This is a genomic window from Allobosea sp. Root381, assembly GCF_001429395.1.
Classification (GTDB): Bacteria; Pseudomonadota; Alphaproteobacteria; order Rhizobiales; family Beijerinckiaceae; genus Allobosea.
This window is the reverse complement of sequence record NZ_LMJT01000009.1, coordinates 71,466-96,121: the sequence shown is the minus strand read 5'-3', so window position 1 is coordinate 96,121 and position 24,656 is coordinate 71,466. Positions and strand designations below refer to the sequence as shown.

21 protein-coding genes and 1 pseudogene are annotated in these 24,656 nt (G+C 64.8%); 11 read left to right on the top strand and 11 right to left on the bottom strand.

Annotated elements, in window-relative coordinates:
* Positions 1-114 precede the first annotated feature (114 nt).
* Entirely contained in the window at positions 115-768 is a 654-nt protein-coding gene (locus ASE63_RS09900) for an isochorismatase family protein (RefSeq protein ID WP_056800352.1), read from the top strand.
* On the opposite strand, the gene ASE63_RS27180 is transcribed toward ASE63_RS09900, so the two are convergent.
* The gene (locus ASE63_RS27180; protein ID WP_156410286.1) at positions 737-1,138 is read right to left on the bottom strand and encodes a hypothetical protein; all 402 of its coding nucleotides are present in this window, start codon (positions 1,136-1,138) and stop codon (positions 737-739) included. The genes ASE63_RS09900 and ASE63_RS27180 overlap by 32 nt on opposite strands.
* 132 nt (positions 1,139-1,270) lie before the next feature.
* Between ASE63_RS27180 and ASE63_RS09895 the strand changes: the two genes are divergently transcribed.
* The 9 genes from ASE63_RS09895 (at position 1,271) to ASE63_RS27725 (ending at position 14,115) form a co-directional block, all read left to right on the top strand.
* Positions 1,271-2,329 carry an LLM class flavin-dependent oxidoreductase gene (locus tag ASE63_RS09895; protein WP_056800348.1) on the top strand — a complete coding sequence of 353 codons (1,059 nt, stop codon included), beginning with the start codon at positions 1,271-1,273 and terminating at the stop codon, positions 2,327-2,329.
* 37 nt (positions 2,330-2,366) lie between these two features.
* Positions 2,367-2,627, top strand: coding sequence for a hypothetical protein (locus tag ASE63_RS27175; RefSeq protein WP_156410285.1), 261 nt, complete (start codon positions 2,367-2,369; stop codon positions 2,625-2,627).
* Between the two features lie 332 nt (positions 2,628-2,959).
* Positions 2,960-5,674: a decarboxylase gene (locus tag ASE63_RS09890; RefSeq protein ID WP_082609825.1), complete on the top strand. Its 2,715-nt coding sequence runs from the start codon at positions 2,960-2,962 to the stop codon at positions 5,672-5,674.
* A 78-nt stretch (positions 5,675-5,752) separates the two neighbouring features.
* Positions 5,753-7,444, top strand: coding sequence for an aspartate-alanine antiporter (aspT, locus tag ASE63_RS09885; RefSeq protein WP_056800343.1), 1,692 nt, complete (start codon positions 5,753-5,755; stop codon positions 7,442-7,444).
* Between the two features lie 138 nt (positions 7,445-7,582).
* On the top strand, positions 7,583-9,226 hold the full coding sequence (locus tag ASE63_RS09880) for a bifunctional aspartate transaminase/aspartate 4-decarboxylase (protein ID WP_056800655.1): 1,644 nt from the start codon (positions 7,583-7,585) through the stop codon (positions 9,224-9,226).
* Positions 9,111-11,018 carry an aspartate-alanine antiporter gene (gene aspT, locus ASE63_RS09875; protein ID WP_082609801.1) on the top strand — a complete coding sequence of 636 codons (1,908 nt, stop codon included), beginning with the start codon at positions 9,111-9,113 and terminating at the stop codon, positions 11,016-11,018. Before ASE63_RS09880 ends, aspT (ASE63_RS09875) begins: the two co-directional genes overlap by 116 nt.
* A 391-nt stretch (positions 11,019-11,409) precedes the next feature.
* Positions 11,410-12,435 carry an AraC family transcriptional regulator gene (locus tag ASE63_RS09870; RefSeq protein WP_056800336.1) on the top strand — a complete coding sequence of 342 codons (1,026 nt, stop codon included), beginning with the start codon at positions 11,410-11,412 and terminating at the stop codon, positions 12,433-12,435.
* Between the two features lie 238 nt (positions 12,436-12,673).
* Positions 12,674-13,621, top strand: a complete 948-nt coding sequence (locus tag ASE63_RS27730) for a hypothetical protein (RefSeq protein ID WP_162261746.1) — start codon at positions 12,674-12,676, stop codon at positions 13,619-13,621.
* A 38-nt stretch (positions 13,622-13,659) separates the two neighbouring features.
* The gene (locus ASE63_RS27725; protein ID WP_162261745.1) at positions 13,660-14,115 is read left to right on the top strand and encodes a ricin-type beta-trefoil lectin domain protein; all 456 of its coding nucleotides are present in this window, start codon (positions 13,660-13,662) and stop codon (positions 14,113-14,115) included.
* Positions 14,116-14,307: 192 nt separating this feature from the next.
* Here ASE63_RS27725 and ASE63_RS28325 read toward each other — a convergent pair.
* The 10 genes and pseudogenes from ASE63_RS28325 to ASE63_RS26495 all read right to left on the bottom strand — a co-directional run.
* Positions 14,308-14,647: pseudogene (locus ASE63_RS28325) on the bottom strand (tyrosine-type recombinase/integrase); the annotation flags it as partial.
* A gap of 66 nt (positions 14,648-14,713) precedes the next feature.
* On the bottom strand, positions 14,714-15,691 hold the full coding sequence (locus tag ASE63_RS09855) for a type II secretion system F family protein (RefSeq protein ID WP_056800325.1): 978 nt from the start codon (positions 15,689-15,691) through the stop codon (positions 14,714-14,716).
* Between the two features lie 9 nt (positions 15,692-15,700).
* On the bottom strand, positions 15,701-16,678 hold the full coding sequence (locus ASE63_RS09850) for a type II secretion system F family protein (RefSeq protein ID WP_056800321.1): 978 nt from the start codon (positions 16,676-16,678) through the stop codon (positions 15,701-15,703).
* Between the two features lie 141 nt (positions 16,679-16,819).
* Positions 16,820-18,262 (bottom strand): CpaF family protein, encoded by a 1,443-nt coding sequence (locus ASE63_RS09845; RefSeq protein ID WP_056800319.1) that lies wholly within the window; start codon positions 18,260-18,262, stop codon positions 16,820-16,822.
* 23 nt (positions 18,263-18,285) lie between these two features.
* A complete protein-coding gene (locus tag ASE63_RS09840) occupies positions 18,286-19,548 on the bottom strand; it encodes a P-loop NTPase (protein WP_056800314.1) in 1,263 nt (420 codons plus the stop codon).
* The gene (locus ASE63_RS09835; protein ID WP_056800653.1) at positions 19,548-20,288 is read right to left on the bottom strand and encodes a CpaD family pilus assembly protein; all 741 of its coding nucleotides are present in this window, start codon (positions 20,286-20,288) and stop codon (positions 19,548-19,550) included. Before ASE63_RS09835 ends, ASE63_RS09840 begins: the two co-directional genes overlap by 1 nt.
* Before the next feature lie 49 nt (positions 20,289-20,337).
* Positions 20,338-21,795, bottom strand: a complete 1,458-nt coding sequence (locus ASE63_RS09830; protein ID WP_056800311.1) for a type II and III secretion system protein family protein — start codon at positions 21,793-21,795, stop codon at positions 20,338-20,340.
* A complete protein-coding gene (gene cpaB, locus ASE63_RS09825) occupies positions 21,792-22,571 on the bottom strand; it encodes a Flp pilus assembly protein CpaB (protein ID WP_056800308.1) in 780 nt (259 codons plus the stop codon). Before cpaB ends, ASE63_RS09830 begins: the two co-directional genes overlap by 4 nt.
* Positions 22,572-22,758: 187 nt before the next feature.
* Positions 22,759-23,271 carry a prepilin peptidase gene (locus ASE63_RS09820; protein WP_056800305.1) on the bottom strand — a complete coding sequence of 171 codons (513 nt, stop codon included), beginning with the start codon at positions 23,269-23,271 and terminating at the stop codon, positions 22,759-22,761.
* Between the two features lie 178 nt (positions 23,272-23,449).
* Complete coding sequence (locus tag ASE63_RS26495) at positions 23,450-23,614, bottom strand: Flp family type IVb pilin (protein WP_082609799.1); 165 nt, start codon at positions 23,612-23,614, stop codon at positions 23,450-23,452.
* A 499-nt stretch (positions 23,615-24,113) separates the two neighbouring features.
* Here ASE63_RS26495 and ASE63_RS09815 point away from each other — a divergent pair, with 499 nt between their 5' ends.
* On the top strand, positions 24,114-24,551 hold the full coding sequence (locus ASE63_RS09815) for a pilus assembly protein N-terminal domain-containing protein (RefSeq protein ID WP_244491366.1): 438 nt from the start codon (positions 24,114-24,116) through the stop codon (positions 24,549-24,551).
* The last annotated feature ends 105 nt before the right edge of the window (positions 24,552-24,656 follow it).

Genomic DNA, 24,656 nt, shown 5'->3' with positions numbered 1-24,656 from the left:
TCGCGCTCTGCGGCGCTACCGTAACGCTCAAAGGAACGTCAGAACAAGGCGGCGTGGCCGGGGAATCGCCCTGGAACACGCTCACGTTCCTGACGACATCAGAATAGGATAGTCATGACCTTTCGCAACGGCCTGAAGTCGCTTCTTCGCCCGGAAGACTCCGTCCTCGTCCTGATCGACCACCAGCCCTTCCAGCTCACCAACCTGAACAGCCACGACCCGCACATGGCGGTCAACAATGCAGCGGCTCTGGCAAAGGCCGCCAAGGCCTTTCGCGTCCCGACCATTCTCACGAGCGTCATCGCTGATCGAGGCGGGTTCATCTTCCCGCAGATCACCGATGTCTTCCCGGGCCAGGAGGTGATCGACCGGACGCTCATCAACACATGGGAGGACCGGAAGGTTGTGGACGCGGTCAAGGAGACCGGCCGCAAGCAGTTGATTATCGCAGGTCTGTACACGGAGATCTGCGTTGCAATGCCAGCGATTCAGGCTGCCGGCGAAGGCTGGGACGTGACGGTGATCACGGACGCCTGCGGCGCTGTGTCGGTCGAAGCCCATCAGGTGGCGATCCAGCGCATGATCGCGGCTGGCTGCAACATGATGACATGGCTGGCGCTTGCGTCCGAATGGCAGCGCGACCATGCGCGGACCGAGACCGGCCCTGCGTTCATCCAGATCCTCAAGGACCACATGGCCGGCAGCGGCATCGCGTTCCTGTGGGAGCAGCAGTTGCTCAACACGCCGGTGCCGCCCGCCGCTGGCTGATCGAGGCGGGATGGCGAGAAGCGGCAAGATGTGTTGCGAAACGCCGGGCCTGGTGTCGCGGCTCGCCATCCCCTTTGCGCCGACTGTAGCGAAGGCGATTTAGCCGGTGCTTTCGCGGACGTCTGCAACAGCTGTCGGCGCGGAAGAGGACCATCGCTTTCGCGGCGGCAGCGATGTCCCGCAGGCCTTCGATGGCTTCGATGCGAATGTGTCCGGCGGGCTCCGTCAGCGGATGGCGCTGTGTTTGCGTCCAGTCGATGCCGGCTGCACGATTTGATGGTCGGATCTCGCGCTGGAACCCGCTCTGGAACGTCAACGCAACGCGGTGGCTGAGCGCGACCCGCGCGATCGGCTTCGCATGGCGAAACATCGGTTCGGAGCGTGCGATCGTCCGTAGCTGAGAATCCCGCAACCGAGCACCCGGTGGGCGAATGGCTGCGAGCGCAGCTGCCCGGATCTCAGCCATCACCCCGCGCCGCCCAACGCGCCTGCAGGAGCACCCATGGAAATCGGCATCGACAGTTTTGCGGCCATCCTTCCCGATCCGGCGACGGGCAAGCTACCTTCGGCAACCGATCGCATGGCCGATCTCCTCGACGAAGTCGAGGTCGCCGACCGCGTCGGGCTCGATGTCTTCGGCATCGGCGAGCACCATCGCGCCGAGTTTCTCGATTCCGCGCCGGCGATCATTCTGGCCGCAGCCGCGGCCCGCACCAGCCAGATCCGATTGACGAGCGCGGTGACGGTGCTGAGCGCCGCCGATCCGGTACGGATCTTTCAGGGGTTCGCGACCCTCGATCTGATCGCCAAGGGGCGTGCCGAGATCATCGTCGGCCGAGGCTCGTTCGGCGAGGCCTATCCGCTGTTTGGTCTGGCCCCGCGGGACTATGACGAACTCTTCGCGGAGAAGCTTGATCTGCTCCTGAGGCTCAACGAGACGACCTACCCGATCTGGAAGGGTCGCTTCCGTGCGGCGCTGGAGGGTCAGGGTGTCTATCCGCGTCCCCATCAGCCGCGCCTGCCACTCTGGATCGGTGTCGGCGGCACGCCGCAATCCTTCGCTCGCGCCGGCACGCTCGGCCTGCCGCTGATGGTGGCGATCATCGGTGGCACCTTTGAGCGGTTCCGCCCGCTCGTCGATCTCTATCGCGAATCCGGCACGAGCGCCGGGCATAGCCCTGAACAGCTCAAGGTGGGCATCCACGCGATGGGCTTCGTCGGCGAGACCGACACGGCGGCCAGGGACGCGTTCTTCCCCGGCTGGGCGCATCTGACGGCGAGGATCGGCCGTGAACGCGGCTGGCCGCCGCCGACGCGCCAGCAGTTCGACGCCATGGCGAGCCCCGAGGGCGCGTTCCTGATCGGCGATCCGGCGACGGTCGCAGCCAAGATGCTCCAAGCCAGCGAGGCGCTCGGCGGCGTCTCGCGCATCACCTTCCAGATGAGCACCGCCTCGCTCGAAACAGCAGCGATGAAGCGGTCGATCGAACTGCTGGGAAGCGAGGTCGCGCCGATCGTGCGGGCGGCTCGGACAACGCCGCGAAAAGACTCTGCTCTTTGAGAAAGGACCACGGTGATGTCGTTGGAACATGTCCCCGTTGGACAACATCCTGAAGGACCGCGCTGACGATTCCCGAGCTGATACTGCGCGCACCGAATCTCAGAGGCAATCGCGCGGGCGCTCCGGCCGCTCACCTCTTGCCCGCGTAAGCCTGCTGCGCAACATGGAACGAGCGAAACGCCTCGATGTTGGCGCGACCGAAAGGAACCGCCTTCTCCAAGCGCTTCATGTCGTCGTTTTCGCGGAGCGTATCGATGACGCAGCCATTGGTCTTCGTGCCGGAGAGCGCGGTATTTGACCGGCCGAGACGCTAACCACGGGGCGGCCGCTACTGTTCAAACAAGCATCCACCTGATCATGTCTTGAACTCCCGATCGGAACACTTCACCGCTGTCGTCGGGGTGGTTCCAACGCCAAACACGGCCTTCCCCCTGACTGCTTCGGCGCTCAAGCGATTCCAATCATAGCCGTTGCGCGTGAGAGGGACTTGTCCTCAGGGACAATACGTCTGCCACGCGGCTTGTGTTGAACTTCAGCAGCGATGCACGCGTATCCGCGAACGCGACGATGTGCCCGCAGGCGTACCCGAAAGGCCTTACGGACGCAGGAAGGGATTTCGAGATGGACTCCATGGTTCGGGAATCGCGCTCGATCGACCACTTCTTTTCGGCACCTTCCGGCCGCACAGATCGCTGGCGGGAACTCCACGCAGTCGCTCGCTCCTGGGCCAAGGGCGACCAGGCCCGCGGCAAGGTCGAGACGGCCCTCGACGAGCTCGGCGCGATCGAAGAGTTTCACGCATTTCCGGGCCTCGAACTGATCGGCGCCCTGCGCGAACGCCTGCAGAACGACGATACCAGCGGCTTCCTCGCTCTCGCCAAGCGGATCTCGCTCGCGATCATCACGAGCAACTACAAGCATGACGCAAAGGAATGGCAGTCGGTCGACCTCTCACTGGCGGATCCGGTGGACGCGTTGCCCTCCTCGCTGGGGGACACGCATGCGCACCGCCCCTATTTCGAGATGCTGGCGGTGACGCCGGCACCGGCGGGACGCTGGCCGCATATGGCCGCCGAGTTCCGCAGGTTGCGGCGGTCGGAAGACGCCTTCGTCTACGAGACGGTCCTGGCCGGCAGCCTGGAGGATGCGGTCTGCGCCGCCGTACTTAACCCCGACATCGCCGCCGTCGTCATCTATGAGGGCTTCGCCCTGAAGTCGCGGCATGATGCTCCGGTCCTGCGCAGCGTGCTGGCCGCGCAGCAGCCGCTGCTAGACAAGGCTGACGAGGCCGATCTGGCGCTGCGCCTCGCGGCCGGGTTGAAGGCGATCCGGCCCGAGCTCGACATCTACCTGTTGTCGGACCGGCGCGTCGAGAAGCTTGCCGGCGATCCGAGGGCGGCCATGATCCGGCGCGTCATGTACCAGATCGAGGAGCCGCTCGAACTGCATCTCTCGGTGCTCGAGGGCATCAAGGCGCGCTACGAGACGCCGTTCTTCGACAATCTCAAGCTCTACGCGCAGCGACCCGTCGGCACCTTCCACGCGCTGCCGATCGCGCGCGGCAAATCCGTCTTCCGCTCGCCCTGGATCCGCGACATGGGCCATTTCTACGGCATCAACCTCTTCCTGGCCGAGAGCAGCGCCACGACCGGCGGCCTCGACAGCCTGCTGGAGCCCACGGGCAACATCAAGCGGGCACAGGAGATGGCTGCACGCGCCTTCGGCGCCGACCACGTCTTCTTCGTGACCAACGGCACCAGCACCTCGAACAAGATGGTGCTGCAGGCGCTGATCGCGCCCGGCGACATCGTCATTCTCGACCGGAACTGCCACAAATCGCACCATTACGGCCTGGTGCTGAGCGGCGCCCAGCCCTTCTATGTCGAAGCCTTCCCGATGCCGGAGCTCTCGATGTACGGGGCGGTGCCGCTGAGGACCATCAAGAAGGCACTGCTCGACCTCAAGGCCGAGGGCCGCCTCGACCGCGTCAAGATGGTCGACCTGACCAATTGCACCTTCGACGGCCACATCTACAACACCCGGCGCGTGATGGAAGAATGCCTCGCCATCAAGCCGGACCTCATCTTCCTGTGGGACGAGGCCTGGTTCGGCTTCGCGCGCTGGTCGCCCTTCCTGCGGCCTCGGACCGCGATGGGTGCGGCGGCTGACATCGAAGCCTCGATGGAGGAGCCGGACGCCATTGCGCACTTCGAAAAGCAGCAGAAGGAACTCGGCGCCGCGCCCTCCGTCGACAAGCTTCTGAACACGCGCCTCCTGCCCGATCCGCGCGCCGTCCGGCTGCGCGTCTACCAGACGAACTCGACCCACAAGTCGATGTCGGCGATCCGGCAGGGCTCGATGGTGCTCGTCAGGGACGTCGACTTCCACAAGGTCGAGGCGCAGTTCCACGAGGCGGTCTTCACCCATGCCTCGACCAGCCCGAACCAGCAATTGATCGCCAGCCTCGACGTCGCCCGCCGGCAGATGGAACTCGAGGGCTACGGGCTGGTGATGAACGCCATCGAGGTCGCGCTCGACATCAGGCGCGAGGTCGCGACTCATCCGGTCATCTCGAAATACTTCAGGGTCGTCGGTGCGGACGGGATGGTGCCGCAAAAGTACCGCAGCAGCGGCTTCGTCGACTTCCTGGCGCCGGATACGCGCTGGGACGACCAGTTGCGCAGCATGCGCGAGGACGAGTTCTGCCTCGACCCCACCCGGATGACGCTGGTCTGCGGCACGGCCGGCTTCGACGGCACCTCCTTCAAGGGCCTGCTCGCGTCGCAATACAACATTCAGGTCAACAAGACCTCGCGCAATTCGGTGCTGCTGCAATCCAACATCAACAACACCCGCAGCGACGTCGCGCTGCTGATCAGCGTCCTGCTCAAGATCAGCAACGAGATCGAGACGCGCCTGCGCCAGGGCGGCGAAGCCGAGCGCAAGGCCTTCGAGGCGCGCGTGCACAGCCTGATGAACGATGTGCCGGACCTGCCGGATTTCAGCCGCTTCGACGAGGCTTTCCGCGGCGACGCCGGCAAGACGACTCCGGAGGGCGACATGCGCACGGCCTTCTTCACAGCCTATGACGCCGAGAAGTGCGAGTACCTGCCGATCCACGGCGCCGAATGCGACCGCCGCCTGGAGAAGGGCCCGGCGCTGATCTCGGCCAATTTCGTCATCCCCTACCCGCCCGGCTTCCCCATCCTGGTGCCCGGTCAGGTCGTGACCCACGAGACGATCACCTTCATGCGCAAGCTCGATGTGAAGGAAATCCATGGCTACGAGAAGGCGAAGGGCCTGAAGTTGCTGAGGCGGGACGCCCTTGCCCGGAAGAAGAAATGACAACAGAGCGGCGGCCCGAGATTTCCCGGACCGGGCCGCAGGCAGGCGACACGCGAACACAAGACGGAGGGGATCTAAATGTTCGACTGGTTCGTCACGACGCTACGCAGCTACCCCGAGATCTCGCTCTTTCTCTCGCTGGCGATCGGATACTATGTCGGCGGCTTCTCCTATAAGGGCTTCAGCCTCGGCGCCGTGACCTCGACGCTGATCGCGGCGGTCGTCATCGGCCAGCTCGGCATCACCATCTCGCCGAATGTGAAGTCGACCTTCTTCCTCCTCTTCCTGTTCGCTGTCGGCTATGGCGTCGGACCGCAGTTCGTTCGAGGCATCGCCAAGGACGGCGCGCCACAGGCGATCTTCGCGGCGCTCGTCTGCGTCTTCTGCCTGGGTTCGGCGGTCGTGATCGCCAAAGTGGCCGGCTATCATCCGGGCTATGCCGCTGGTCTCTATGCGGGATCGCAGACGATCTCGGCCTCGATGGGGCTGGCGACCGACGCCATCAACCGTCTCGGCCTCTCCCCCGAGCAGACCAAGGAATATCTCGACGCGATGCCGGTCGCCTACGCCGTGACCTACATCTTCGGCACCGTCGGCTCGGCCGTGATCCTCGCCCAGCTCGGTCCCAAGCTGCTGGGGATCGACCTCGCCCAGGCCTGCAAGGATTACGAGGCCAAGCTCGGCGGGGGCAAGGAAATCGGTGGCCCCGGCTCGGTCTGGCGGCGGTTCGAACTGCGTGCCTTCCGGCTGCGAAGCGGCGCCAAGGTCGATGGCATGCGCGCTGTGGAAGCCGAGGCCCTGATTCCCGATGCGCGCGTCTTCGTCGAGCGCATTCGCCGCAACGGCGTCATCGAGGATGCCACGACGGATACGATCCTGCGGGAGGGCGACATCATCGCTGTCGCCGGGCCGCGCGAGACACTGGTCAACCTCATCGGCCACAATGCTGAGGAGGTCGAGGACCCCGAGCTTCTCGACCTGAAGGCAGAGGGCGTCGACGTCTACGTCACCAGCAAGGAGGTCGACGGCAAGACGCTGACGGAACTCTCTCGCATGCCGACGGCCCGCGGCGTCTTCCTGCGCAAGATCGTCCGAGGCGCGACGGCGGTCAACATCCCGATCCTGCCGGAGACGATCATCCATCGCGGCGACATCCTGACCATCGTCGGCCGCACTCAGGACATCGCTGCCGTCGCCAAGACTCTCGGCCATCCCGACCGCCCCAGCGATGTCGCCGACGTCGCTTTCATCGGTGGCGCGATCACGCTTGGCGCTCTGATCGGTGCTCTCGTGTTCAAGGTCGGCGGCGTCCCGCTGACGCTATCGACCGCTGGCGGCGCGTTGATCTCGGGCCTGGTCTTCGGCTGGCTCCGTTCCGTGCGGCCCGTCTTCGGCCGCATTCCGAGCTCGACCGTCTGGTTCATGAACTCGGTCGGCCTCAACATGTTCATCGCGGTCGTTGGCATCTCTGCGGGACCGGGCTTCGTCAAAGGACTGCAGACGCAAGGTGTCGGGCTCTTCCTGTGGGGCGCATTGGCCACGGCGATCCCGCTGATCCTCGCCATGTTCGCCGGCAAGTACATCTTCCGCTTCGACCCGGCGATCCTGCTCGGGGCTTGCGCCGGCGCGCGCACCACGACGGCAGCGCTGGGCATGATCTGCGAGACCGCCAAGAGTCAGGTGCCGGCGCTGGGCTACACCGTGACCTATGCGGTCGGGAACACGCTTCTGACGATCTGGGGCATGGTGATCATCATTCTGCTGACCTAGCGCATTCGCCTGGGGAGCAAAGTGCTCATTCCAGGAAATCATTGCGAAACAATCGTTTAGATCATCGGATGTGGCATCTATCCGATGATCCAACCCGCCGAACAGGTTTCGATTTTCAATTCTGGTTGGGAGAGCATCATGGATCCGGTCACCCTGCGCAGTTTCGAAAAACTCAGCCCCTTCGAGATCAAGGACGAACTCATCCGCCTCGCCAAGCTGACGGCGCAGAACTCCTCGATATCGATGTTGAACGCTGGCCGGGGCAACCCGAACTGGGTGGCGATGACGCCGCGGGAGGGCTTCTTCCTGCTCGGTCAGTTCGCGATCACCGAAAGTCGGCGGGTGATGAACAAGCCGGCGGGCATCGGTGGCATGCCTAAGGCCGACGGCATCGCCGCGCGGCTGGACGACTGGCTCGCGGAGCATAAGGATGCTCCCGGTGCTGGCTTCCTAAAGGACATGGTCGCCTTCGCGGTGAAGAAGTTCGACTTCAAGCCCGACGCCTTCGTCCATGAACTCGTCGACTCGATCATCGGCGACAACTATCCGGTGCCGGACCGCATGCTCGTCCACAACGAGCGCATCGTGCATGAATACCTGATGTGGGCGATGTGCGGCGAGCCGCGCCCCTCCGGCCAGTTCGATCTCTACGCCGTCGAGGGCGGCACGGCGGCGATGTGCTATCTCTTCAAGTCGCTCAAGGCCAACCGGCTGCTCAATGCCGGCGACACCATCGCGCTGGCGACGCCTATCTTCACGCCGTATCTGGAAATGCCGCATCTCGAGGATTACGGCCTCGACGTGATCTCGATCGCGGCCCCGCAAGAGAACCGCTTCCAATTCACCGACGCGGAGTTGAAGAAGCTCGAAGACCCGAAGGTGAAGGCCTTCTTCGTGGTCAACCCGGGTAACCCTTACGCGGTTGCGCTGAGCGAGGAGACCATCGCCAAGATCGTCAAGCTGGTCGAGACCAAGCGGCCCGACCTCCTGATCCTGACCGACGACGTCTACGGCACCTTCGTGCCGGGCTTCCGCAGCCTGCTCGGCGCCCTGCCCCGCAACACCATCGGCGTCTACTCCTACTCAAAGTATTTCGGCTGCACCGGCTGGCGACTCGGCGTCATTGCAATTCATCGCGAAAACATCTTCGACAAGGCGATCGCCGCCCATCCGGAAAAGACGCAGGCACTGCTCGACAAGCGCTACGGACCGCTGACACTGAAGCCGCGCGAGATGAAACTGATCGATCGCATCGTCGCCGACAGCCGCGACATCGCGCTCAACCACACCGCCGGGCTCTCCCTGCCGCAGCAGGTGATGATGTCGCTGTTCTCACTGTCCGAGTTGATGGACGAGGCCAAGCTCTATCAGAAGACCTGCATGGGGATCGTCAGAGCGAGAGCCGAGCGGATGATCGAGGGCCTCGGCATCGAGGTACCCGAGAACATGCTTCACGATCGCTATTATGGGCTCGTCGATTTCGAATTCTGGGCCAACAAATACGTCGGCCCGGAGGTCGTGGCCTATATGAAGGAGCACGTCCACCCGCTCGACATCGTGTTCCGGCTGGCCGAGGATCACGGCATCGTGCTGCTCAACGGCGGCGGATTCCATGCGCCCGACTGGTCGGTGCGAGTCTCCTTCGCCAATCTCGACGACGAGGTCTATGGGCAGATCGGCCGGGCGACGCGCGCCGTGGCACGCGGCTATCGCCAGGCCTTCGATGCCTACAACATGGCTCTGGGGACGAAGGCGCGGCCGACGGCGACCGTCGGCGAATAGGCGTTCGCGGCGGACGGACCACAACCTGATCCTCGGCCGCCCGCCGTATCGTCTGCCCAACCTTGCGCCGGCCCGAACGCCCGCAGCCCGGCGAGCGAGACCAGCCATGACATTCGTTATCGAAGCCCTGCGCAACAACCCGGAACTGGCCGTATTCCTGACGATAGCGCTCGGCTTTCTGATCGGCCGGGTCAAGTTCGGGAGTTTCAGCCTCGGCGTGGTCGTGGGTTGCCTGCTGGCAGGCGTTCTGGTGGGCCAACTGGACATCAAGGTTCCAACGGTCCTCAAGGCGGTGTTCTTCGATCTCTTCCTGTTCACGACCGGCTACAAGGTGGGCCCGCAGTTCTTTCGCGCCCTGAAGAAGGATGCCTTACCGCAAGTGGCACTGACGGTGGTCCTGTGTGTGACCTGCCTGCTCACGGCGTTGACCTTCGCAAAACTGCTGAACTACGACATGGGCACTGCGGCGGGACTGCTGGCAGGAGCCTTTTCGGAATCGACCGTCATCGGCACGGCCGGCGAGGCGATCCAGCGGCTCGACCTCCCCCAGGCGGAACGCACGGCTCTCGTCAACAACATCCCCGTGGCCTATGCCGTCACCTATCTGATCGGCACGGCTGCCCTGGTCTGGTTCCTGCCGAAGATCGGACCCAAGCTGATGGGGATCGACCTGCGCCAGGTCGCGGCCGCCCGGCGCGCAGAGGACGCCCGATCAGTCGCGGAGACGGAAGGGGTCGTCTCCGCCGCCCGCCTGTTCGACGTTCGCGCCTACCGGGTCGAGAATCCGCTCCTGCTCGGCAAAACGATCGCCGAACTGGAGGCGCTGCCAAAGCGGTCCCGTGTCTTCGTCCTGCGTGGGCGCAGCGGCGAAGTCCTGTTCGATCAGGCCTCGGAGCATCGGGTTCGGGCGGGGGACATCATCGCAGTCATGGCACGCTTCGAGGTGCATGCCGCGCGCGGCGATCTCATTGGCCCCGAGGTGAGCGACCCGGAGCTCCTGGACATTCCACTCGAAGCGCTCGACGTGATCGTGACCAGCCGCAGGATCGACGGCAAGTCACTGGCGGAGTTGGCCGAAGGCCAGTTTGCGCGGGGGGTCTTTCTCGCCAAGCTGACGCGTTCGGGCATCGCCATGCCGCTGCTCCCGACGACGCGCCTCGACCGGGGGGATGTCCTGTCCCTGATGGGGCCGATGGCGGAGGTCGAACGCGTCGCCATGGAGGTCGGCTACCCCGACAGGCGCACAGCGGCGACCGACATGGTCTTCGTCGGTCTGGGCATTTTCCTGGGCGGGCTCTTCGGTCTGCTTTCGGTCAACCTTTGGGGGATTCCGCTGACGCTGACCGCCAGCGGCGGAGCCCTGTTCATGGGGCTTCTCTTCGGATGGCTACGCTCTGCCTATCCGTTCTTCGGCCGAATTCCCGAACCCGCGATCTGGATCTTCGACACGGTCGGCCTGTGCATGTTCATCGGCATTGTCGGCCTCGGTGCGGGCCCGAGCTTCGTCGCCGGCCTGAAGGCGACGGGCATCAGCCTCGTCGCCGTCGGGCTGGTCTCCGCCCTGCTTCCGCACGTCGTCGGCATTCTGTTTGGTCGCTACGTCCTGAGGATGGACCCGCTGATCGTGCTGGGAGCGTGCGCCGGGGCCGGCACGATCACGGCGGCCTTGCGATCCGTTCAGGACGAGGCCCAAAGCAGCATCCCGGCACTCGGATACACCGTCCCCTACGCGATCGGAAACATTCTCCTGACGGCCTGGGGGCCGGTCCTGGTCGCCCTGATGGCCATGTGAGTCAGGCCAACGTTGAACGAAGCTCAGCTTGGCAACATTGCCCCCCCGGGGCAACGCGTCGCCCCCGCTTCAGCCACTGCATCAATTCCCGACCGGCCTTCCGAAAAGCGGACCTCGGCAGAATCAGTTTTTGGCTGGATCCGCCCGAAAGCGGAAATTTGCGGCCTGTCGATAAGCAGACATTCTCATGATCTGCGTGCTCGCGCGCTGTTCAAAGTCCCCAGGCGCGTGTGACTGACGTCCTGTTACGGATCGCGCAAAGGAGGGCGCAGCAGGTACAGCAAATCTTTTGTGAGACAGCGGCGTTCCTTTACGCTCTGGCACCCTCGACAATGCTCGCTCCAACGTTCATGCCTCTGCACTCGCTGGCAAGGCTTCAACGGGTATTCGTATGTCCACGACGACCCGCCATTCGATCCAACTCGCCGACGGGGATGCGCAATACAGGCTCGCTGCGTGGCAAGAGGTGATGAGCCCTTCCGGCGAAATCCGGATGACCTCGGAGGAAGCGGAACGTTTCACGACCACCGGCCGCTGGCGGCAGATCGGCCCGCTTCTGGTAGGGCATGTACAAGCGGGCGATTTCAGGCTCGTTCGCACAAAGGCGATGGCCAGGCGTATCGGCCTCGACCACGTCTTCATCAACGTCTTTCTGGCCGGCCGGGGCGAAGGCATCTGCGGACGCAGGCGCATGCATTTCGTGCCGGGCGCGATGTCGATCACCAAATTGTCGAGCCCGGCCGACTACCGGCTCGAAGGTATCACCCTCACGGCCCTGGTCGTTTCGCGTCGGCTCCTCGAGACCGCCATCGGAGCCGTCGCTCCTTTCGACGGGCGAGTATACGCCGCGACCTCGGTCGAGGCCCTTCTGGTAGGTGCGCATATCGATGCGCTCCTCGCTCTGCCGGATCCGCTGCCTTTCGCAAAGGGCTCGATCGCAAGCCGTAGCACCCTCATGCTGCTCGCCGCCTGTTTCGGCGGCGCATCCGTGCAGGACGCGGCGAAGACCGTCGACCTGCCGGATCCGGATGTCGAGCTCACGAAGGCCATCCGGCGCTACATCAAAGAACGACTGGGCGATCCCGATCTTGGCCCGGCCCTGATCTGCAGGGAGTTCGGGCTCTCCCGCGCCCGCCTCTATCGCCTCATGCATGACAGCGCGACGATTGCAACGGCCATTCGCCGGCTGCGCCTGGCGCGCGCCCATGGAGAGATTGCTGCGGGTGGCTATCCGAGTTCCACCGCGGCCGTGATTGCAGCCAAGCATGGCTTCCGACAGGAGCGCAGCTTTCGCCGCGCATTCGTTCAGGAATTCGGCATCTCGCCGGCCGCGCTACAAGCGCAAGCTCGAACGGGGCTGCGTATCCCGCTGCCCGCAGCCGGCCTGGTGATTGCTGAATGGTTCAACGAGCTTTGACTGAGGTTCGGAGCAGGTAGCGGCTGCCTTCAAGCATCGGCGACGCTCCGTTCTCGGGATCTTGACCATCAACTGCGGACAACCTGTTTCAAACGCATGCGTTAGGCGCAACAGATTGTCCGGGTGCGCTATGTCCCGTTGACGTTCTCTCATACTGCGCACAAGGCAGGCTTCAGAGCCGCTATCGCAAGGTCTGTGCGGGGCGAGCGACATCGAGAAACACGACACAGGCAACTCGATGCCCATCGGCCTCGGGCGGCCCATTTTGTCTGACGAAACATCTCACAGGACAGGAGTCCGGCAGGCATTTGCCTCGCCGGCGGCTCGGAGCACGGACATGGCACGTTTCGGCATCATAACGGCATTCGCCTTGCTCGCCGGCCCAGCCTTCGCGGCAGGCGAGATTCCTTTTGAGAAGGCCGGCGGCTGGGACGTCGAGCGCACCGCCAACGGCGCCGCCTGTCTGATGAGCAAGTCCTACAAAGACGCCGACGACGACAACGCCGAGAATGCTCTGGTCTTCGCCCTTGTGGGTGACAAGGCCGTGATGACGTTCGTCTATGAGCACTGGACCTGGGACAAGGACGAGAAGATCCGGGTTCCCCTCGTTCTGGACAAGGTGGTCGCCATCCCGAAGTCGCTTTGGATCGGCGACGGCCAGACGCTGACCGCCGAACTTCCGGAGAGCCTCGTGCCGGGGCTGCTGGCCGCCAAGATAATGGTTCTGAAGCTCGACGGCGCCGATGCGGATTTCAACCTTGCCGGCTTCCCGCAGGCCTACGAATCCCTGCGGCGATGCGAGAACACCCTCAAAGCGGCAGCGCCGGCGTCGGCGGCGGCCTCTACCCATATCGTACAGGCGATGACCTTTCCAGGCGACGGCGACGTCCCGCCTCGATCGACGTTCTCCGCCGACACACCGAAGATCGTGCTCGGCATCCAGATCCGCGGCCTCAAGCCGGGCGACAAGCTCACGGCGACCTGGGTAGCGGAGAAGACGGACGCCTCCGCATCGAATTTCGAGATCGTGACGAGCTCGATCCCATTGGGAGCCAGCGAGCTCGTATCCGCCAGCCTGACCAAGCCAAATGCAGGCTGGCCGCCCGGTCGGTATCGGGTCGACCTGCGCGTCAACGACGGCCCGGTCGAATTCCGCCACAACTTCGAGATCGAGGGATCAAAATGAACACGACTATATCGCGACTGACGGTTGCCGCCGTTCTCTTGCTCGGTGCTGCAGGTCCCTCGCAGGCGGCCGATTACCAGCGCCTCACGACGCAATGGAAGGGCGCCGGGATGTCGTTGGACATCGTCAACGGCGGCGCCCGGAACAACTTCGCACAGTTGGCGAAGACCGACGACGTTACCGGTCAGATGTGGAAGGTCACGGCCAACGATGGCTGGCTCAATCTGACGACGGAATTCCGTGGAGCCAAAATGTGCCTCGACGTCGAGAACGGCGGGAGCATGAACAATTTCGTCAGGCTCACGCCCTGCGAGAACAATTCCGGTCAATCTTGGAAGATGACGAAATCCAGCGAAGCCGGATTCGTCAAATTCACGACCGAGTTCCGCGGACCGAACATGTGCCTCGACATTGTGAACGGCGGCTCCCGCAACGGGATGGCGCAATTGATCAAATGCGAGGACGTGTCCGGGCAGCTCTGGAAGGTCGACTAGAACCCCGACGCTGCCATCCAGTCCTAAGCCGCGAACACGCGGCAAGCGCCGTGTCGCACCTCGCCGCGACCGGGCGGACCGCACAGACATTGGTCTTCGCAAGCAAGCCGTCGATCTCAGCCGCACAGGTAAGAAACGGGACCGGTTCGGAACAGGAATACGACGCGGCGAGAGATCGCCGCGTCGCCACGTTCAAAGGCCCGTCTGCTCCGAGATAATGAGAGCATCATCGACCTCGATACCCAGATAGCGCACGGTGCTCTCCAGCTTCGAGTGATCAAGCAGTAACTGGCGGGCTCGAAGATTTCCTGTGCGCTCGTAGGCGACCTTCGTTCTTCTCAAGCTGTGCGTCCCGTAGAGCCGGATCGAGACCGATCAGTGCAACCCAGTCGTCCAACGGACGTCCTTATCGACGTGTGGTGACATGATCGCCTGGCCGACTGCGGCTCGGAAAAAGCCACTCGCCCCTCTCACCTGGTCGCTTCTTTAGCCAGACCGTCAGCGCCTCGCGAGTCGGATCGGTCAGCTCGAAACGGGACCCTCATTTCTGTGAGATTCGAGCCTGCCTCAGTCTCATCGGGAATGAGACCCGACACCCTCACTGCCACTTCATCACCTGGATCGCCGCCGGCGTCATGATGACCACGAACAGCACGGGCAGGAAGAACAGGATCATCGGGACGGTCAGCTTCGGCGGCAGCGCCGCCGCCTTCTTCTCGGCTTCCATCATGCGCCGGTCGCGGCTCTCCTGCGCCAATGTCCGCAGCGCGGTGCCCAGCGGCGTGCCATAGCGCTCGGCCTGGATCAACGCGGTCGAGACCGATTTGACGCCTTCGAGCCCGGTGCGCGCGGAGAGGTTCTCGTAGGCCTGGCGGCGCTCCGAGAGATAGGACAGCTCGGCCGTGCAGAGCGCGAACTCTTCGGCCAGGGCAACCGACTGGCCGCCGATCTCGGTCGAAACCTTGCGGAAGGCGTGCTCGATCGACATGCCGGATTCGACGCAGATCAAAAGCAGGTCGAGCGCATCCGGGAAGGCCAGATTCATCGAGGCCTGGCGCTTCTGGATCTGGTTCGAGAGAAACAGCTCCGGCGCCTTAATGCCGAGATAGGCGCCGCCGACCGCCATGCCGATCCTGACGATCGCCGACTGGCCGAAATCCTTGACGAAGAAGACGTAGAACAGCGTGAACAGGAAGAGGCCGACGGGCATCACCAACCGGAAGAAGAGGAAGGCGATCTCTGCGTGCTGGCCGCGATAGCCGGCCATTGCCAGTTGCTTCTTCGCCGTCTCGGTGCCCAGCCAGTCACCCAGCTTGAACTGGTCGACGATGCGCCGCATGAACTCCTTCGGTTCCTGGCGCAGCGAGACCCGCTCGCTCTGGCGGTTCAGCCGCTCGCGCTCGCGGGCGCGGATCTTCTCGCGCTCGGTGGCGACGCTCTTCATGCGCTTCTGGAGATTCGAGCCCTCCGTCAGCGGAATTGCGATGGTCAGCACGGTCGCGGCCGCGGCGACCGCCACGAGAAGCGACAGCAGGAACTGGCTGTCGACGGCCTTTTCCGCGATCAAGGAGATCATCGCCGCGCCTCAGATATTGAAGTTGATCATCTTACGCATGATCAGGACGCCGATCAGCATCCAGACGGCGCTGGCGACGAGCGCGAACTTGCCCGCCTGGGTGAGCCAGAGCAGTTCGATGTAGCGCGGGCTCGTCAGGTAGACCATTCCGGCGACGGAGGGCGGCAGGCAGGCGATGATCGCCGCCGAGGCCTTGGCTTCCATCGAGACGGCGTTGATCTTGTCGCGCATCTTGCGGCGGTCGCGGATGACGCGGGACAGGTTGCCGAGCGTCTCCGAGAGATTGCCGCCGGTCTTCTGCTGGATCGCCAGGACGATGCCGAAGAAATTGGATTCCGCGCAGGGCATGCGCTCATAGAGCTTGGCCACCGCGTCGGTCAGTGGCAGCCCGAGCGCCTGGCTCTCGATGATCAGGCGGAACTCGGTCTTGACCGGCTCGGCCGCCTCGCTCGCGATGATGCGCAGGCAGTCGTTCAGCGGCAGGCCCGCCTTGATGCCGCGGGTGATGACGTCGATCGCGTTCGGAAATTCGTTGCCGAAGCGCTTGAGCCGGCGGTTCCGACAGGACTGCAGGAACCAGAGCGGCATGCCGAGCGCACCGATGAACAGCCCGACCAGGCCGAGCAGCATGCTGCCGCTCATCGCGAGCAGAAGGAGCCCGGTGCCGGCCGCCATGGCCGCGCTGACGAGGTAGTATTTCCGGCGGTCCCAGTTCAGCCCCGCCTGCGAGATGCGCTGCTCCAGGGTCAGCTTGTTGCGCGCGTTCTCGCGATTCTCGATCTCCTTCAGGCTCTGCGCGATCTGGCCACGCTTGGCCCTCGCCTGCGCCTCGCGGTCGAAGGTCCGGGCCGCGACGGGCGATGCGAATTCCTTGCGACGCTTCTCGGCCCGACTCTGCCCGCTGAGCGCCGGATAGAACAGCGCATAGGCGACGCCGCCCGCGGCCAGCGTCGCCAGCACGATGACGGCGATGAAGCTCAGATCCATGGCCGCCGACCCAGAGCATTGCGCGAAAACGTGGGAACCGGTTTTTCGCCGAAGCAATGCTCTAAAATTATAGAATCGATCACGTTTTTCGCATTCGGACGTTTCCGTCCGAATGCGACGTGATCGAGCCGCTCGACACCGTCAGGCCGCATTGGCGTTGCCCAGCTCGAGTTCGTCGATGGCGCCGGCAAGCCGCTGTTCCTCGCCGAAATAGCGCGCACGCTCCCAGAAGCGCGGCCGGCCGATTCCGGTGGCGCGGTGACGGCCGATCAGCTTGCCATGGGCGTCCTCGCCGAGGATGTCGTAGTTGACGATGTCCTGGGTGATGATGACGTCGCCTTCCATGCCCATCACCTCGGTGATGTGGGTGATGCGGCGCGAGCCGTCGCGCAGACGCTGCGCCTGGATGATCACGTCGATCGAAGAACAGATCATCTCGCGCAGCGTCTTCGAGGGCAGCGAGAAGCCGCCCATCGTGATCATCGACTCGATACGGCTGAGGCATTCGCGCGGCGTGTTGGCGTGAAGCGTGCCCATCGAGCCGTCATGGCCAGTGTTCATCGCCTGCAGCAGGTCGAAGGCCTCGGGTCCCCGCACCTCGCCGACGATGATCCGCTCGGGGCGCATGCGCAGGCAGTTCTTGACGAGATCGCGCATCGTAACCGCGCCGGTGCCTTCGAGATTGGGCGGGCGGGTTTCGAGGCGCACGACATGGGGCTGCTGGAGCTGGAGCTCGGCCGCGTCCTCGCAGGTGATGACGCGCTCGTCGTGGTCGATGTAGTTCGTCAGGCAATTGAGCAGCGTCGTCTTGCCGGAGCCCGTGCCGCCGGAAATCACGATGTTGCAGCGGACCCGGCCGATGATCTTCAGGATCTCGGCGCCCGGCGGCGAGATCGCGCCGAACCGCACCAGCTGATCGAGGGTCAGCTTGTCCTTCCTGAACTTGCGGATCGTCAGCGCGGGGCCGTCGATCGCCAGCGGCGGTGCGATGACGTTGACGCGCGAGCCGTCGGCGAGGCGCGCATCGCAGATCGGCGAGCTCTCGTCGACGCGCCGGCCGACCTGGCTGACGATGCGCTGGCAAATGTTCATCAGCTGCGCATTGTCGCGGAAGCGGATGTTGGTGAGCTGGATCTTGCCGCCGGTCTCGATGAAGGTCCGGCCGGCGCCGTTGACCATGATGTCGGCGATGTCGTCACGGGCCAGCAGCGGCTCGAGCGGGCCGTAGCCGAGCACGTCGTTGCAGATGTCGTCGAGCAGTTCCTCCTGCTCGGAGATGGAGAGCACGACGTTCTTCAGCGAGATGATCTCGTTGATGATGTCGCGGATTTCCTCGCGCGCCGACTCGCCGTCGAGCTTTGCGAGCTGCGAGAGGTCGATCGCCTCGATGAGAGCACCGAAGATCATGCTCTTCATCTGGTAATAATCTTCGGAGCGCGGCTGCTCGGCCGGTGCGGCCGGCGGCGGCGGGCGGCGCGCCTCGGCGGCGAGCGGCTCGGGCTGCCGCACCGGAGTGGCGGCCGCGCCCGGCGCCTTCAAGGCCGGAGCCGGAGCGGCCGCTGCGGAAGATCGCTTTCCGAACATCTCAACCCTCTTTCGCGCCGGCCTCAGGCTCTCCGCCGCAGCTTGGCGACGAGCGGCTCGAACAGACTGCGCTTGCCCCGCTTGGCTTCGCCGCGGCCCGTCAGGGCGCTGGCAATCTGGATGAACGCCTCGGTGACCTTGCCGCCTGGCTGGACCTCCGCGATCATCTGGCCGTTGTTCGCCGCCGTGCCGAAGAGCTGGGCGTCGAACGGGACAGAGGTCAGCACCTCGACGCCGAGTGCCTTGGCGAACTCGGACGCATCGATCTCCGGCCGCTTGGGCATGCCGACCTGGTTCAGCACCAGCCGCGCGCCGGAATCATTGGGGCGGCTCGCACGGGCGAGGTCGACCAGGTTCTTGGCGTTGCGCAGGGAGGCGAGTTCCGGGCCGGCGACCACGACGATCTCGTCCGCGCTCATCAGGACGCGCCTGGTCCAGCCGCTCCAGACATGCGGAACGTCGAGTACGACGCAGGGCACGCTGGCGCGCAGCAGGTCGAAGAGCGGCTCGAAGGCATCTTCCGACAGGTCGAGGGTGCGGTCGAGCACCGCCGGAGCGGCCAGCAGGGCGAGATTGTCGCTGCAGCGGGAGAGCAGCCGGTCGAGCAGGTTGGCGTCGAGACGCTCCGGGGCGAAGACGGCCTCGGCGATGCCCTGCGGCGGATCCTGGTTGAAGTCGAGCCCGGCCGTGCCGAAGGCGATGTCGAGATCGACGATGACGGTGGAAGCGTCGAGGTTGCGGGCGATCGACCAGGCGACGTTGTGCGCGACGGTCGAGGCGCCGACGCCGCCCTTGGCGCCCATCACCGCGATGATGCGGCCGAGATTGCGCGCGCCCGGCGCGACATAGAGCTCCGACAGCGTCCGCAGCACGTCGCGTGTCTCGAGCGGCGCGATCAGGTATTCGCTGACGCCGCGGCGGATCAGGTCGCGATAGAGCTGGACGTCGTTGACATGGCCGATGACGACGACCTTGGTGCCGGCGTCGCAACTCTCCGAGAGCAGGTCGAGATGGCCGATAAGGGCCGCCGGATCGGACACCGTCTCGAGCACGATGACGTTCGGGGTCGGCGCGGTGCGAAAGGCTTCGACCGCTGCCGCCGGGCCGCCCATCTGGATGCGTGCATGCGCCTTGTCCATGCGCCGGTCGGCGATCGCGGCCTGCATCGTCGCCGCGACGGCGGGCGTTTCGCAGAAGGCCTGCAAGGTGATGCGCGGCAGCGGCGCCACGACCTCCTCGCCCGCCACGTCGCCCGGCTGCGCCTCGAAATCCTGAACGGCGCTCATCAGCGACCTCCGACCGCGGAATTGATCTGCGGCGTTTCCTGGCGGTACTGGGTCGAGGGATCCCTGCCTTCGCGGATCTTGGCGATGGCGCCCATGCGCTTGGCGATGTCGGGGCGGCCCTCGCTGCGGGCGCGGACAAGATCGATCGGATCGGCCACCTGGGCGGCGAGCGTCGCCTGGCTGGAGCAGCCGAAGTTCCAGTAGGGTTCGTTCGCCATGTCGCCCTTCATGCTGGAAACCCCGAGATCGGCCGGCCACTGCCCGCAATCATGCGGCAGGCCCGCCTGCAGCGAGGCGAAGGTCAGACGGATCGGCGATGCCAGCTCCGGATCCTCGGCCTGATAGGTCCTGACCGAGAGCACCGCTCCCGGCACGCCGCCGCGGGCGAGCGCCGAGCGGATGCCGTTCAGCGTGTCGTGCGCCGCCAGCTCGCGCCGGGTTCCGGTCGGCACCTGGGCGACGAGGCCGCCCTTGCCCGAGCGCCGGTACTCCCTGGCGAAATCGGCGACATCTTCCGCCTGACGGGCGTCGAGGGCGCCGCCCGAGCGGCCGACGAAGACATCGAGCGAGCGGGGCGCGTCGCGCAGCACGATCGGGTGGCGCTCGCGCACATCGATGGGTGTGCCCGAATTGGCGAGATCGCCCTTGTTCGCGCAGGCGCCGAGCATCGTCGCCGCGGCGAGGAGGAGGCCGAGGCCGGCAGGACGAAGGCTGGTGGTCTGCAGTGATCGAGCCGTCATGGTCTCGCCATCCCTTGCGCGTGCGGCCTTGGCCATAAAATCTTGGCCATCAATCGGCGATGAAGCCGACGCGGCCCTTGTAGGCCTGCGGCACCGGCCCGCCGCTGGTTCCGTAGATCTTGTTCAGGCGCCCGAGCAGCACGGCCTGGGCGTCATGGGCCTCGACGAAACCGTCATCCGGCCGCTGGACCTGGTTGGGCTCCATCGGCCTGGCGATATAGGGCGTCGCCGTGATCATCAGCTCGGTCTCCTCGCGCTGGTAGTCGCGCGAACGGAAGAGCACGCCGATGATCGGCAGGTTCATCAGCCCGGGGAAGCCGTTGAGCGAGGATTTGGAGACGCGCTGGATCAGACCTGCCGTCGCCAGCGTGCCGCCGGAGGGCAGCTCGACCGTGGTGTCCGACTTGCGGACACGGAAGGCCGGCGCGTTGACGACCTGCTGGCCGCTGACGCGCGTGTCGCTGAGGCGCAGCTGGTTCTCGAAATCGAGTTCCGTGACCTCGGTGGCGATCCGCATGCTGATCTTGTTGTCGGACAGCACGATCGGCGTGAAGTTCAGCGCCACGCCGATCGCGCGGTACTGGATGCCGAGCGTACAAACATTGGCGCCGTCGCAGGTATAGCCGCTTGGAACCGGAACCTCGCCGCCGGCGGTGAACTTGGCGCTCTCGCCCGAGATCGCGGTGACCGTCGGCTCGGCGAGGACGCGGGAGAGGCCGGCGCGCTCCAGCGCGCGCAGGGTGAAATTCGTCGAGTTGCCGATGCCGGCCGTCACGGCCGTCGCCGCGAGCGCCTGCGGCTGCAGCGGCAACGGGTTGTCGATGGTCGGCATGATCGAGAAATTGCCGAGCTTCCACTCGCCGGTCGAGTTGATGCCGAGCTGCTTGATCGCCTTGCGCGAGACCTCGGAGACCACGACCTTGACCATCACCTGGTCGCGTCCGCGGATCGAGAGCGAGTTGATGACCGCGCCCTTGGAGCTGCTGAAGAGGCCGCCAGAAACGCCGACGAAGGCGTTGGCGATGTCGACGGCCTGTGTCGCCTCGGAGGCGTTCGAAACGTTGCCGACGAGCAGGATCGAATTGCCGGCCGGCTTGACCTCGATCTGCGCCTTGGGAAGCGCGGTCCGCAGCGTCTGGCGCAGCACGTTGAGGTCTCGCCCGACCGTTATCTCGAGCGCGGAGATCTGCCGGCCCTCGGCGTCGATCACGAACATCGAGGTCGAACCGTCGGCGATGCCGATGATGAAGAGCTTGCGCGCCGAGCGGACGACCGCGTTTGCGACCTTCGGATTGGCGACGAAGACCTCCTTCGCATCGCGCGGCAGCTCGACGATCAACGATCGGCCGATCGACAGGTCGAGCTTGCGAGCTATCGCATGCTCGCTCGTGCCGACGTTCAGCACCGGTGCTGGGGCGGCGGACTGCGCCACCGCCACGCCGGCCGGGAGCAGCGCCGAGGCGACCAGGAGGGCGACGGCGGGGAAGAGGTTAGCTTGCCGGCTCACTGGTTCGCACTCCTCATCGTGACGCCAAATTTGACGATCGTCATTGCGCCTTCGGCCAAGGGGCCCGCGGCGACCTCCCCGGCATCCTTGAGGCTGCGCAGCGCGAGCGACAGCGTCCCCATCTTCTGGGCGCGGAACAGCGTCTCGACTTGCGCGGGCTCGACCTCGAGCGTCGCGGTCTCGCCGATCACCACCTTCTCGCCGTTGCGCTCCTGAACGTTCTGGCCGATGGCGAGGACGCGCAGGTTCCGCAGGATCGTCTCGCTCAGGAAGGCTTCGCCCTCGCCCTCTGCCGCGTTCCCCTTCATGGTCACGACGACGTCGACGCGGTCGTTCGGCAAGATGAAGCCACCGGCCGTATTGGCGCCTCGGCTGTCGGTCGAGATCGCGACGGCGCGCATGCCCGAAGGCAGCACCGCCGAGAGAAAGCCGGTGCCGTCGGTCTTGATCAGCTTCTCACGCCTGACGGGCTCGGAAGCGAGGATGCCGAAGCGGGCGACCTGGCCTGTGAGCTCCTGCTCCGCCTGCGGGGTCTCGTCCCTGCGGATCACGCCGGCGGGCACGCTGGCCTTCGGCCAGTCGAGCCAGCGCAGATCGGCGGCGGCGACGACGTTGCCGACCGGAATGTCGGCGGCCGCGACCAGCACGGGAACCGTCGGGGCTGCCTCGACACGGGCGACCGGGGCAGGTCCCTGCGCCGGCTTCCTGATCAACAGGGCAGCGCCGACGCCGGCGACCAGCGCGACCAGGAGAATGATGATACGGGCGGGACTCATGGTGGCTGACCCTCAGCCAACCGAGTTGGCTCTCGGCAAGGATCGTGCCGCGGCATTCGTCAAATTATGGTTAACCGGACGTGTCTTTTTTGAATCCGGCTCAGACCGGCGGAAATATGCGCCAGCAACCCGCACCCGGAAGGCACTGCATCGAGACAATAGCCGCCGTGTTTCCGTAAGGACGCTGTTAGAGACCGACGGCGGCGCGCCAAAGCGTGGTGTCGGGCAAAACGAGAAGGGCCGCGAACGCCAGCGCGATGCCGTAAGGTACGCCCTCCTTCGGCGAATGCAGGCGGCGCGCCCAAGACCATTCGCTTGCGACCTGAGGCAGCGGGCCCGAGCGGAGCTTGAGCAAGACGAAGGTCAGGATGCCACCGCCGAGCGCGGCCCAGACGAGATAGGGCATCAACTGGTCGAAGCCGAACCAGAGCGCCGTCACGGCTGCGAGCTTGGCGTCGCCGCCGCCGATCCAGCCGGCGGCGAACATGCCGAAGCAGATCGTCAGGACCAGCCCGCCCGCGGCCAGATGCCAGCCGATCTGGTCCCAGCCCAGTCCAAGCGCCGCGGCGCAGACCGCGAAGGCTGCCAGCAGGACGAGGCAGAGCCGGTTCGAGATCGTCATCGAGACGAGGTCGCTCGCCGCCGCATAGGCCATGGCGGCCGGGAAGACGAAGAGCATGGCAATGAGCGGAAGCGACATAGAGGTGCCCTCGGGCTCGGCGGCGTGTCCGGCGATACTGGCGCGGGCGCCTCACCAAAACATTACTGCGATCAACACTGTTCCGGAGAGCGCCGCTTGCTGCCGAAAGCAGAACGCCCCGAACGAGCCGGGGCGTTTTGTTGTTGAGATCTGGAGCGCCTCGGCGCTCGCACCAGTCTTACTGCAGAGCAGCGTCGATCTCGGTGAAACGGGCGATGAGGCTCGAGCCGACCGTGCCCCAGATCGTGATACAAGCCACGGCGATCAGGGCGGCGATCAGGCCGTATTCGATGGCGGTCGCGCCGGACTCGTCCTTGGCGAAGCGAGCGAAAAGCTTGGACATGTTGAACTCCTATTGCACCACGGTTTGACTGCTGCCTTCGCTCTAGGTGGCTTCGGTCAGCGACAAATGGACATTACCCCGCCCCCCTTGCCGATCAGTTAAGGCGATCAAAGAATTCGCGCGTCGATACGGACATTTATCCGATGGTTACTCGATTTTTAAAGGACGAATTCAAGAGAAACTATCGACACCGTGTCAACAACAGAGATTAAATTCTAATTACTTCTATATGCAACACGCAGATTAACTGAATTTCCCCGCCGTTTCCGCGCCCGAAGGGCAACCCGCTGGCCAGATCTCTCCTTACGGCATCGACGCGAATGCAGAATCAATTCGGCCGCAAGCGCGGGATTAGGGATTGGTTCATCATTTTGCGCTTTTCTGGCGGCCTCGGAAATCTTGAGGCGCCGCCATGACGACTCTCTCGGCCGCTGCACGGCTTTGCCGCCCTCGCTCGCCCTGGGCAGGCCGGGCTCTCGCTGCAGCGGCGATGGGGACGATGCTGGCCGTCTCCGCACTGCCTGCCTCCGCCGCACCGCAGGCGGCGAAGGCCGACAGCGTCCTGGTCATGGTCGACCACGCCAAGGTCGTCAGGCTGCCTGAAAAGGCTCAGACCGTGATCGTCGGCAACCCCGCCATCGCCGATGTCGCGATCCAGAAGAACGGCGTGATGATCGTCACCGGCAAGAGCTTCGGCGTCACCAACCTGATCGCGCTCGATGCCAGCGGCACGCTTCTGGCGGAATCCCTCGTGCGCGTGGGCGCGGATTCCGATTCCGTGCTGACGGTGCAGCGCGGGCTCGAGCGGGAAAGCTACTCCTGCACCCCTGTCTGTCAGCCCTCGGCCCAGCTCGGCGACGCACAGAAATACTTCGGCGAGGTCGGCGGCCAGGCCTCAGCCCGCAGCGCCTCGGCCATGGGCGCCAGCAAGCGCTGAGCGACACCTCCCGCGCTTCTGCCGGGCGATAGATCGAATTGCCGCGCTGTTCCGTCATTCGGAGCGCTCCGGAACTCCGGCTGCGGTTCCTTCGCCACAAGGCAG